We start from the raw sequence: 11151 nt of genomic DNA on the forward strand, positions 1-11151 counted from the left end.
AGAGGGCAAACTCGCTCAACACCCATGCAACGGTCAACAGGCGGGCCACCTGGTCCATCCAACGCAGGACACCGTCAACCGGCCCTGAACAAGCGCCCGTTGACGAACAAGGGCGGACAAGGAAAAGGGCGGCACGCACGCGCACCGCCCGTTGCCACATCTCCACATCACCCGGAGACCGCGGCAGCCCTTCAGTCGCCCGGCGCCGGCTCCAGATCGAACTCGCCGTCCCGCGCCCCCAGCACGAAGGCCCGCCACTCCGCCTCGGTGTACCGCAGCACCGTGTCCGGGTCGAGCGAGGACCGCATGGCCACGGCACCGCCCGGCAGGTAGGCGATCTCGACCCGCTCCTCGTGCTCCTCGGTGCCCGGAGCGCTGTGCCACTCGACGCCCGAGATGTCGAGAGCGTAGAGCTCGTTCTTCTCCCGCTCCTTGCGTGCCTTGATCTCGTCAGCCGTCTCCGCCATGCCGCAGCGACCCCTTCCCGACGTACGAACGGTCCGAGCGCTCACCCTAGTGGCCTGCGACGTCCCGCCCGGCCGGTTCGGCGGACCGGGGGAAGGACGGCCCCCGCGGGCTGGTACCCTGAGTGACGGCCGTTTGTGTACGCGCCCCCGGAGCGATCCCTCGCCCTGGAGGCCGCGCCCAGCGGATCCCCGCCTTCCGAGTCACGGAAGATCCCCCGAGAAGTAGACCGGGGGCACTCGGTGGCCACTCACAGACTATGAGGAGTACGCGTGTCGCTCGACGCCGCAGTGAAGAAGCAGATCATCTCCGAGTTCGGTACCAAGGAGGGTGACACCGGCTCCCCCGAGGTCCAGGTCGCTCTGCTGTCCCGTCGGATCTCCGACCTGACGGAGCACCTCAAGACCCACAAGCACGACCACCACTCCCGCCGTGGTCTGCTGATCCTGGTCGGTCAGCGCCGCCGGCTGCTGCAGTACCTCGCCAAGAAGGACATCCAGCGCTTCCGTGCGCTGGTCGACCGCCTCGGCATCCGCCGCGGTGCGGCGGGCGCCAAGTAAGACGCCGTGAAGGGAGCGGTTCCCGGAGAAAGGGGACCGCTCCCTTTGCTGTACGTGCGGACTGTCACCGCACCTTTGTAGTGTGGTAGCACAACGCAATAGGACGAACGACGCACGAGGAGAAGCGCACCTCGCCGCCGCCGGTCCTCGGTAGTGGCCCCCGGGAGAGTGAACCCCGGGTGCTTCGATCGAAGACCGGCCCGCACCAGTGGAGCGCTTCTCCGTCCCCGTCCCCCCGCCACACGGGCGTGGAGGGACGAAAGACGACAAGTAACGGAGAAAACGCTAGTGGAGAACGAGACCCACTACGCCGAGGCCGTCATCGACAACGGCTCCTTCGGCACCCGCACCATCCGCTTCGAGACGGGCCGCCTGGCCCGCCAGGCCGCCGGCTCCGCCGTGGCCTACCTGGACGACGACACCATGGTGCTGTCGGCCACCACCGCCTCCAAGAACCCCAAGGACCAGCTCGACTTCTTCCCGCTCACGGTGGACGTCGAGGAGCGGATGTACGCCGCGGGCCGGATCCCCGGCTCCTTCTTCCGCCGTGAGGGCCGGCCCTCCGAGGACGCCATCCTCACCTGCCGCCTCATCGACCGCCCGCTGCGCCCCTCCTTCAAGAAGGGCCTGCGCAACGAGATCCAGGTCGTCGCCACGATCATGGCGCTCAACCCCGACCACCTGTACGACGTCGTGGCGATCAACGCCGCCTCCGCGTCCACGCAGCTGGCCGGCCTGCCCTTCTCCGGCCCGATCGGCGGCGTCCGCGTCGCGCTGATCCGCGGCCAGTGGGTCGCCTTCCCCACGCACACCGAGCTCGAGGACGCCGTCTTCGACATGGTCGTCGCGGGCCGCACCCTGGAGGACGGCGACGTCGCGATCATGATGGTCGAGGCCGAGGCCACCGAGAAGACCATCAAGCTGGTCGAGGGCGGTGCCGAGGCGCCGACCGAGGAGGTCGTCGCCGCCGGTCTGGAGGCCGCGAAGCCCTTCATCAAGGTGCTCTGCCGGGCCCAGGCCGACCTCGCCGCGAAGGCCGCGAAGCCGACCGCCGAGTTCCCGATCTTCCTGGACTACCAGGACGACGTCCTCGAGGCGCTGACCGGGGCTGTCAAGCCCGAGCTGGCCCAGGCGCTCACCATCGCCGGCAAGCAGGAGCGCGAGGCCGAGCTGGACCGCGTCAAGGCGCTCGCCGCCGAGAAGCTCCTGCCGGAGTTCGAGGGCCGCGAGAAGGAGATCTCCGCCGCGTACCGCTCGCTGACCAAGTCCCTGGTCCGTGAGCGCGTCATCAAGGAGAAGAAGCGCATCGACGGCCGCGGTGTCACCGACATCCGCACCCTGGCCGCCGAGGTCGAGGCCATCCCGCGGGTGCACGGCTCGGCGCTGTTCGAGCGTGGCGAGACCCAGATCCTGGGCGTCACCACCCTCAACATGCTCCGCATGGAGCAGCAGCTGGACACCCTCTCCCCGGTGACCCGCAAGCGCTACATGCACAACTACAACTTCCCGCCCTACTCCACCGGTGAGACGGGCCGCGTCGGCTCCCCGAAGCGCCGCGAGATCGGCCACGGCGCCCTCGCCGAGCGCGCCCTGGTCCCGGTCCTGCCGACGCGCGAGGAGTTCCCCTACGCGATCCGCCAGGTGTCCGAGGCCCTCGGCTCCAACGGCTCGACGTCCATGGGCTCGGTGTGCGCCTCCACCATGTCGCTGCTGAACGCCGGTGTGCCGCTGAAGGCCCCGGTCGCCGGTATCGCCATGGGTCTGATCTCCCAGGAGATCGAGGGCGAGACGCACTACGTCACCCTCACCGACATCCTCGGTGCGGAGGACGCCTTCGGCGACATGGACTTCAAGGTCGCCGGCACCAAGGAGTTCGTGACCGCCCTCCAGCTCGACACCAAGCTGGACGGCATCCCGGCCTCCGTCCTGGCCGCCGCCCTCAAGCAGGCCCGTGACGCCCGCCTCCACATCCTCGACGTGATGATGGAAGCGATCGACACGCCGGACGAGATGTCCCCGAACGCGCCGCGGATCATCACCGTGAAGATCCCGGTCGACAAGATCGGTGAGGTCATCGGCCCCAAGGGCAAGATGATCAACCAGATCCAGGAGGACACCGGCGCCGAGATCACCATCGAGGACGACGGCACGATCTACATCGGTGCCGCCGACGGCCCCTCCGCCGAGGCCGCCCGCACCACGATCAACGGCATCGCCAACCCGACGATGCCCGAGGTCGGCGAGCGCTACCTGGGTACGGTCGTCAAGACGACCACCTTCGGCGCGTTCGTCTCCCTGCTGCCCGGCAAGGACGGTCTGCTGCACATCTCGCAGATCCGCAAGCTGGCCGGCGGCAAGCGCGTGGAGAACGTCGAGGACGTCCTCGGCGTGGGCCAGAAGGTCCAGGTCGAGATCGCCGAGATCGACTCCCGCGGCAAGCTCTCCCTCGTCCCCGTGATCGAGGGCGAAGAGGCCACCGACGCTGCATCCAACAGCGGCTCCGCCGCGGAGAAGAAGGACGACGCCGACAAGTGACGTCCCGTAGCTCCAAGACGACGGCCCGCACCTCCTCGGAGGCGCGGGCCGTCGCCCGTACCCAAACCCTGATCAAGGGCCAGAACGGCATCGGTACGGTCCGCAAGACCACCCTCCCCGGCGGACTGCGCATCGTCACCGAGACCCTGCCCTCGGTCCGCTCGGCGACCTTCGGCATCTGGGCCCACGTCGGCTCCCGCGACGAGACCCCGGCCCTCGGCGGCGCCACCCACTACCTCGAACACCTGCTGTTCAAGGGCACCTCCCGCCGGTCCGCCCTGGACATCTCCTCCGCCCTCGACGCCGTCGGCGGCGAGATGAACGCGTTCACGGCCAAGGAGTACACGTGCTACTACGCGCGCGTGCTCGACACCGACCTGCCGCTCGCCATCGACGTGGTCTGCGACATGCTCACCGGCTCCGTGATCCGCGAGGAGGACGTCGACGTCGAGCGCGGCGCCATCCTCGAAGAGATCGCGATGACCGAGGACGACGCGGGCGACTGCGTGCACGACCTGTTCGCGCACACCATGTTCGGCGACCAGCCCCTGGGCCGCCCGGTCCTCGGCACGGTCGACACGGTCAACGCCCTCACCGCCGACCGCATCCGCCGCTTCTACAAGAAGCACTACGACCCGACCCACCTCGTGGTCGCCTGCGCCGGCAACATCGACCACAACAAGGTCGTACGCCAGGTCCGCGCCGCCTTCGAGAAGGCCGGCGCCTTCAGGAACCTCGACGCCGAGCCGATCGCCCCGCGCGGCGGCCGGCGCGCGCTGCGCACCGCCGGCCGGGTCGAGCTCGTCGGCCGCAAGACGGAACAGGCGCACATCGTCCTCGGCATGCCGGGCCTGTCCCGCACCGACGAGCGGCGCTGGGCCCTCGGCGTGCTGAACACCGCCCTCGGCGGAGGCATGTCGTCCCGCCTCTTCCAGGAGGTCCGGGAGAAGCGCGGACTGGCCTACAGCGTGTACTCGTACACCTCCGGCTTCGCCGACTGCGGACTCTTCGGCGTCTACGCGGGCTGCCGGCCCTCCCAGGTGCACGACGTACTGAAGATCTGCCGCGACGAACTCGACCAGGTCGCCGAGCACGGTCTGCCCGACGACGAGATCGAGCGCGCCATCGGCCAGCTCCGGGGTTCCACGGTCCTCGGCCTCGAGGACACCGGCGCGCTGATGAACCGTATCGGCAAGAGCGAACTGTGCTGGGGCGAGCAGATGTCGGTCGACGACATGCTGGCCCGGATAGCCTCGGTCACCCCGGACGACGTCCGCTCGGTCGCCCGCGACGTCCTCGGCCGGCGCCCCTCCCTGTCGGTCATCGGCCCGATCAAGGACAAGCAGGCGTCCCGTCTCCACGACGCCGTCGCCTGACCCCTCCCGGTAAGGAAGCAAAGAACATGAGCAAGCTGCGCGTGGCGGTCCTCGGAGCCAAGGGCCGGATCGGTTCCGAGGCGGTACGGGCGATCGAGGCCGCCGACGACATGGAGCTGGTGGCCGCCCTCGGCCGGGACGACAAGCTGGAGACCCTCGCCGACAACGGCGCCCAGGTCGCCGTGGAGCTGACCACCCCCGCCTCGGTCATGGGCAACCTCGACTTCTGCGTGCGCCACGGCATCCACGCGGTCGTCGGCACCACCGGCTGGACCGACGACCGCCTCGCACAGCTCAAGGGCTGGCTCGACCAGTCCCCGGAGACGGGCGTGCTCATCGCCCCGAACTTCTCCATCGGCGCCGTGCTCACCATGAAGTTCGCGCAGATCGCCGCCCCGTACTTCGAGTCCGTCGAGGTCGTCGAGCTGCACCACCCGAACAAGGTCGACGCCCCCAGCGGCACCGCCACGCGCACCGCCCAGCTCATCGCCGAGGCCCGCCGCCGGGCCGGCAGTGCCCCCGCCCCGGACGCCACGGCCACCGCCCTCGACGGCGCCCGCGGCGCCGACGTGGACGGCGTCCCCGTCCACGCGGTGCGGCTGCGCGGGCTCCTCGCCCACCAGGAGGTCCTGCTCGGCGGCGAGGGCGAGACCCTCACCGTCCGCCACGACTCCCTGCACCACAGCAGCTTCATGCCGGGCATCCTGCTCGGCGCCCGCCGCGTGGTGACCACTCCGGGCCTGACCTTCGGCCTGGAACACTTCCTCGACCTGAACTGAGCCGAGCCGACCCCATGCGCGCGAAGATCTCCTACGCCATCACGGCCGCCGTCCTGGTCGTCTACTTCGTCCTGGTCGGCAGCCGCGGCGTGCTGCTCATCGAGGCCGGCACGCCGCTCACCGTCACCTTCGGTGTCGCGGTGCTGATCCTGCCGGTCATCGGTGTGTGGTTCCTGTGGAAGAACACCGAGTTCGTCCGCAACGCCAATCGGCTCGCGGCCCTGCTCGACGCCGAGGGCGGCCTGCCCGTCGACGAGCTGAAACGCCTGCCCAGCGGCCGGGTCGACCGCGACTCCGCCGACGAGGTCTTCGCCCGCCGCAAGGCGGAGACGGAGGACGCCCCCGACGACTGGCGCAGCTGGTTCCGGCTCGCCGTCGCCTACCACGACGCCCGCGACACCCCGCGCGCCCGCAAGGCGATGCAGCGGGCCATCGCCCTGCACAAGACCTCGAACTGAAACGCGCGGGGGCCCGGGCCCCCGCGCGTCGTCACACCGCTCAGCCGCGCCGGTACTCGTCGGCCCAGACCTCCACCGAGTCGGCCGCCCGGTCGAAGGCCACCGGGTCCCGATGCAGGAAGTCCGCGTTGTGCGAGGTCAGCAGCGGGGGCAGGGCATCCGCCGAGCGCCCCTGGCGGAACAGGAGCAGCGCCTGCCCCTGCACCGTCCGGGGCAGCCCCAGCCAGCGCACCGGCTGCTGCGCCGTGCGCACGGAGGCGACCTGCTCCCAGGCCGTCGTACGCGTGCGGAGGAACGCGACGTGACGCAGCCCCCGGGCGCTCACCCACACCCCCATGCGCAGCATCCGCAGTGCGCAGACGACGGCGACCAGCGCGATCCCGAAGACCGTCCCGGCGGATGACAGCGTCGCCGTCGCCGCGATGATCACCGCGGCGAACAGCACGAACGAGGCGAGCAGCAGCAGGAGCGCCGACGCGCCCACCCGCCACGGACCCGGGCGGTACGGGCGCCGCCAGCGGTCCCGGTCGTCGTACGGCAGGGCGACATCGTCCGCCGTGTCGAAAGCGCGGTCGGCCGTCAGGAAGGGCAGGGGCACGACGGGTCCTCACTCGATCCATGCGTGGGCAGTGCCCGGTGAGGCTATCGATCTGTGTCCCCGGTCACCACCCTCGGGGGTCCGGATGGAGCCGCGCCCGGGCCCCGGGCGGCTCAGCGCCCCTCGGTCGCCTGTGACTGCTCCGTCCCCGGCCCCGAGGGATCCGCGGACATCGCCGGCATCCCGATGACCAGGGAGCCCACCAGCCCGGCGACGAGCGTGAGCCCCAGCAGCCAGCGCCCGGCCAGCTGGCCGGCCGACGCCCGCTGACGGGGCGGCGGGGCGACATTGCTGCGGAAACTGTCGGCCTCGGCGACAAAGGCGAACGGTACGGGTTCGCGCCGACCGGACATGAGAGGCACGTCTCCCTTCGGGGATCGAACAGGTCACTGTCACCGACACAGACGAACGGGAGCCCCGGAAGGTGCCCGGTTTCACCGAATTCACAGAAGTTCGCAGCCGTATGTCGCCGGACGGCACCGAAAGTCCCCCCGCCGGTACCGGCCCGTAGAGTGGGCGCCGCCCGAAGGACGTGAGGGAAGGACCAGCCGCACCGTGACCACCCCCGCCGACGACATCGGCCCCGGCTTCCGCAGCGATGTGACCGTCGAGCTGGTCAAGCACACCGCGTCCGACGCCGACGTGCTGTTCGCCGCCCGCGTCTCCACCGCCGGCGAGCAGTCCCTGGAGGAGCTGGACAAGGACCCCGAGCGCTCCAAGGGCCTGATCAACTACCTGATGCGGGACCGCCACGGCAGCCCCTTCGAGCACAACTCGATGACCTTCTTCATCAGCGCCCCGATCTTCGTCTTCCGCGAGTTCATGCGGCACCGCGTGGGCTGGTCCTACAACGAGGAGTCGGGCCGCTACCGGGAGCTCCAGCCGGTCTTCTACGTCCCCGACGAGTCCCGCAAACTGGTCCAGGAGGGCCGCCCCGGCCAGTACCGCTTCGTCGAGGGCACCCCGGCCCAGCAGGAGCTCGCCGGCCGGGTCATGGAGGACTCCTACCGGCAGGCGTACGCGGCGTACCGGGAGATGCTCGCCGCCGGCGTCGCCCGCGAGGTCGCCCGCGCGGTGCTCCCCGTCGGCCTGTACTCCTCGATGTACGCCACCTGCAACGCCCGCTCGCTGATGCACTTCCTCGGCCTGCGTACCCGGCACGAACTGGCGAAGGTCCCGTCCTTCCCGCAGCGGGAGATCGAGATGGCCGCCGAGAAGATGGAAGCCGAATGGGCCCGTCTCATGCCCCTCACGTACGCCGCTTTCAACGCCAATGGACGCGTGGCCCCCTAGGGGGTGCCTCGAGAAGCGCAGCTCACGGGCGCGAGGACACATGTACGGATCCACCCCGCGAGGTGTCCGTATTGCGGCATTTCGCGAAGTTCATCTAGCCTGATCAAACGGGCCCGGCACTGCCTGAACCCCCGAGCAGGCAGTGCCGGGCTCCCCGTTTGCCCCACCTTGTCGCCTCCCCCGAGGGAGGACCCCGACCAGAGCAACGAGTAGCGTGTAACCCATGGCTCCGACCTCCACTCCGCAGACCCCCTTCGGGCGGGTCCTCACCGCCATGGTCACGCCTTTCACGGCGGACGGCGCACTCGACCTCGACGGCGCACAGCGGCTCGCCACCCACCTGGTGGACGCAGGCAACGACGGCCTGATCATCAACGGCACCACCGGCGAGTCCCCCACCACCAGCGACGCGGAGAAATCGGATCTCGTACGGGCCGTCGTGGCGGCGGTCGGCGACCGCGCCCACGTCGTGGCCGGGGTCGGCACCAACGACACCCACCACAGCATCGAACTCGCCCGCGCCGCGGAGCGCGCCGGCGCACACGGCCTCCTGGTCGTCACCCCGTACTACAACAAGCCCCCGCAGGAGGGCCTCCACCGGCACTTCACGGCCGTCGCCGACGCCGCCGAGCTGCCGGTCATGCTCTACGACATCCCCGGCCGCAGCGGAGTCCCGATCAGCACGGAGACGATCGTCCGCCTCGCCGAGCACCCGCGCATCGTCGCCAACAAGGACGCCAAGGGCGACCTCGGCCGCGCCGGCTGGGCCATCGCCCGCTCCGGCCTCGCCTGGTACTCCGGCGACGACATGCTGAACCTGCCCCTGCTCTCCATCGGAGCGGTCGGCTTCGTCTCGGTCGTCGGCCACCTCGTCACCCCCGAGCTGCGCGCCCTGGTCGAGGCGTACACCTCCGGAGACGTGCAGAAGGCCACCGAGATCCACCAGAAGCTGCTCCCCGTCTACACGGGCATGTTCCGCACCCAGGGCGTGATGACCACCAAGGCGGCACTCGCCCTCAAGGGCCTCCCCGCCGGACCCCTGCGCGCCCCCATGGCCGAGTGCACGCCGGAAGAGATCGAGCAACTCAAGATCGATCTTGCCGCCGGCGGGGTACAGCTCCAGTAACAGACTTCGCGCGGCGCACGCGCAGACGGACTTCACAACTGAATAAGCGGGCCACCGGTGCCCGCACCCCACAACGACAACTGCTTCTGCACGAACGTCATGCGCGCCACGTGCCCACCGGTACGTGGCGCGTGTGGTGAGGAGAGTCTTTTGAGTCATCCGCATCCTGAACTCGGCCCGCCCCCGCGGCTCCCCAAGGGCGGCCTGCGGGTCACCCCGCTCGGCGGCCTCGGCGAGATCGGCCGCAACATGACGGTCTTCGAGTACGGAGGCCGCCTGCTGATCGTCGACTGCGGAGTGCTCTTCCCCGAGGAGGAGCAGCCCGGAATCGACCTGATCCTGCCGGACTTCTCGTCCATCCGGGACCGCCTCGACGACATCGAGGGCATCGTCCTCACCCACGGCCACGAGGACCACATCGGCGGCGTCCCCTTCCTCCTCCGCGAGAAGCCGGACATCCCGCTGATCGGCTCCAAGCTGACCCTCGCCCTCATCGAGGCCAAGCTCCAGGAGCACCGCATCCGTCCGTACACCCTCGAGGTGGCGGAGGGACACCGCGAACGCATCGGCCCCTTCGACTGCGAGTTCGTCGCCGTCAACCACTCGATCCCCGACGCGCTCGCCGTGGCCATCCGCACCCCCGCCGGCATGGCCGTCCACACCGGCGACTTCAAGATGGACCAGCTCCCGCTGGACAACCGCCTCACGGATCTACACGCGTTCGCCAGGCTCAGCGAGGAAGGCATCGACCTCCTCCTCGCCGACTCCACCAACGCCGAGGTCCCGGGCTTCGTTCCGCCCGAGCGCGACATCTCCAACGTGCTGCGCCAGGTCTTCGCGGGCGCACGCAAGCGGATCATCGTGGCCAGCTTCGCCAGCCACGTCCACCGCATCCAGCAGATCCTGGACGCGGCGCACGAGTACGGCCGCCGGGTCGCCTTCGTCGGCCGCTCCATGGTCCGCAACATGGGCATCGCCCGCGACCTCGGCTACCTCAAGGTCCCGCCGGGCCTGGTCGTGGACGTCAAGACCCTGGACGACCTGCCGGACAGCGAAGTCGTCCTGGTCTGCACGGGCTCCCAGGGCGAACCGATGGCGGCCCTGTCCCGCATGGCCAACCGCGACCACCAGATCCGCATCGTCGACGGCGACACCGTGATCCTGGCGTCGTCCCTCATCCCCGGAAACGAGAACGCGGTCTACCGCGTGATCAACGGCCTGACCCGCTGGGGAGCCAACGTCGTCCACAAGGGCAACGCCAAGGTCCACGTCTCGGGCCACGCCTCGGCCGGCGAGCTGCTGTACTTCTACAACATCTGCCGCCCGAAGAACCTGATGCCGGTCCACGGCGAATGGCGCCACCTGCGCGCCAACGCCGAACTGGGCGCCCTGACCGGCGTCCCGCACGACCGCATCGTCATCGCCGAGGACGGCGTGGTCGTCGACCTCGTCGAGGGCAAGGCCAAGATCTCCGGCAAGGTCCAGGCGGGGTACGTGTACGTCGACGGCCTCTCTGTCGGCGACGTCGGCGAGCCGGCCCTGAAGGACCGCAAGATCCTCGGCGACGAGGGCATCATCTCGGTCTTCGTGGTCCTCGACTCGTCCACCGGCAAGATCACGGGTGGCCCTCACGTCCAGGCCCGCGGCTCCGGCATCGAGGACTCCGCCTTCGGCGAGGTGATCCCGAAGATCACGGAGGTCCTGGAGCGCTCGGCCCAGGACGGCGTGGTCGAACCCCACCAGATGCAGCAGCTCGTCCGCCGCACGCTGGGCAAGTGGGTCTCCGACACCTACCGGCGCCGGCCGATGATCCTGCCCGTCGTCGTGGAGGTCTGACGGCCCGTCGGACAGCACGCGCGAGCGAACTGGGAGCGGGGGGGGGGGGGGGGGGGGGGGGGGGGGGGACCCCCCCCCCCCCCTCCCCCCCCCCCCCCCCCACCCCCCACCCCCCCCCCCCCTCC

General features: G+C 70.1%; 11 protein-coding genes. 8 read left to right on the forward strand and 3 right to left on the reverse strand.

Annotation, left to right across the window (positions count from 1 at the left end):
- Nucleotides 1-191 precede the first annotated feature (191 nt).
- Nucleotides 192-467: a DUF397 domain-containing protein gene (locus ACZ470_RS31325; RefSeq protein WP_468432656.1), complete on the reverse strand. Its 276-nt coding sequence runs from the start codon at nucleotides 465-467 to the stop codon at nucleotides 192-194.
- A gap of 270 nt (nucleotides 468-737) precedes the next feature.
- Here ACZ470_RS31325 and rpsO point away from each other — a divergent pair, with 270 nt between their 5' ends.
- The 5 genes from rpsO (at nucleotide 738) to ACZ470_RS31350 (ending at nucleotide 6173) form a co-directional block, all read left to right on the forward strand.
- A complete protein-coding gene (gene rpsO, locus ACZ470_RS31330) occupies nucleotides 738-1025 on the forward strand; it encodes a 30S ribosomal protein S15 (protein WP_004924725.1) in 288 nt (95 codons plus the stop codon).
- A gap of 288 nt (nucleotides 1026-1313) precedes the next feature.
- Entirely contained in the window at nucleotides 1314-3560 is a 2247-nt protein-coding gene (locus ACZ470_RS31335) for a polyribonucleotide nucleotidyltransferase (RefSeq protein ID WP_468432658.1), read from the forward strand.
- Nucleotides 3557-4936: a M16 family metallopeptidase gene (locus tag ACZ470_RS31340; protein WP_468432660.1), complete on the forward strand. Its 1380-nt coding sequence runs from the start codon at nucleotides 3557-3559 to the stop codon at nucleotides 4934-4936. Before ACZ470_RS31335 ends, ACZ470_RS31340 begins: the two co-directional genes overlap by 4 nt.
- Nucleotides 4937-4962: 26 nt before the next feature.
- On the forward strand, nucleotides 4963-5715 hold the full coding sequence (dapB, locus tag ACZ470_RS31345; RefSeq protein WP_468432662.1) for a 4-hydroxy-tetrahydrodipicolinate reductase: 753 nt from the start codon (nucleotides 4963-4965) through the stop codon (nucleotides 5713-5715).
- A gap of 14 nt (nucleotides 5716-5729) precedes the next feature.
- On the forward strand, nucleotides 5730-6173 hold the full coding sequence (locus tag ACZ470_RS31350; protein ID WP_468432664.1) for a hypothetical protein: 444 nt from the start codon (nucleotides 5730-5732) through the stop codon (nucleotides 6171-6173).
- A 40-nt stretch (nucleotides 6174-6213) separates the two neighbouring features.
- Here the strand turns inward: ACZ470_RS31350 and ACZ470_RS31355 are convergent, their stop codons facing one another.
- Entirely contained in the window at nucleotides 6214-6771 is a 558-nt protein-coding gene (locus tag ACZ470_RS31355) for a hypothetical protein (RefSeq protein ID WP_468432666.1), read from the reverse strand.
- Between the two features lie 113 nt (nucleotides 6772-6884).
- A complete protein-coding gene (locus ACZ470_RS31360; RefSeq protein ID WP_468432668.1) occupies nucleotides 6885-7124 on the reverse strand; it encodes a hypothetical protein in 240 nt (79 codons plus the stop codon).
- 202 nt (nucleotides 7125-7326) lie between these two features.
- Between ACZ470_RS31360 and thyX the strand changes: the two genes are divergently transcribed.
- From thyX to ACZ470_RS31375, 3 genes are all read left to right on the forward strand, one after another.
- Nucleotides 7327-8064 (forward strand): FAD-dependent thymidylate synthase, encoded by a 738-nt coding sequence (gene thyX, locus ACZ470_RS31365; protein ID WP_468432670.1) that lies wholly within the window; start codon nucleotides 7327-7329, stop codon nucleotides 8062-8064.
- A gap of 223 nt (nucleotides 8065-8287) precedes the next feature.
- A complete protein-coding gene (gene dapA, locus ACZ470_RS31370) occupies nucleotides 8288-9190 on the forward strand; it encodes a 4-hydroxy-tetrahydrodipicolinate synthase (RefSeq protein ID WP_468432672.1) in 903 nt (300 codons plus the stop codon).
- A gap of 150 nt (nucleotides 9191-9340) precedes the next feature.
- Nucleotides 9341-11026, forward strand: coding sequence for a ribonuclease J (locus tag ACZ470_RS31375; RefSeq protein ID WP_468432674.1), 1686 nt, complete (start codon nucleotides 9341-9343; stop codon nucleotides 11024-11026).
- Nucleotides 11027-11151 lie beyond the last annotated feature (125 nt).

This window comes from Streptomyces sp. NPDC031111, assembly GCF_055570675.1.

Bases quoted from the DNA above. Each gene is read 5' to 3' on its own strand.
- dapA (WP_468432672.1), top strand. From the start codon at position 8,288: ATGGCTCCGACCTCCACTCCGCAGACCCCCTTCGGGCGGGTCCTCACC.
- ACZ470_RS31325 (WP_468432656.1), bottom strand. From the start codon at position 467: ATGGCGGAGACGGCTGACGAGATCAAGGCACGCAAGGAGCGGGAGAAG.
- ACZ470_RS31350 (WP_468432664.1), top strand. From the start codon at position 5,730: ATGCGCGCGAAGATCTCCTACGCCATCACGGCCGCCGTCCTGGTCGTC.
- ACZ470_RS31360 (WP_468432668.1), bottom strand. From the start codon at position 7,124: ATGTCCGGTCGGCGCGAACCCGTACCGTTCGCCTTTGTCGCCGAGGCC.
- dapB (WP_468432662.1), top strand. From the start codon at position 4,963: ATGAGCAAGCTGCGCGTGGCGGTCCTCGGAGCCAAGGGCCGGATCGGT.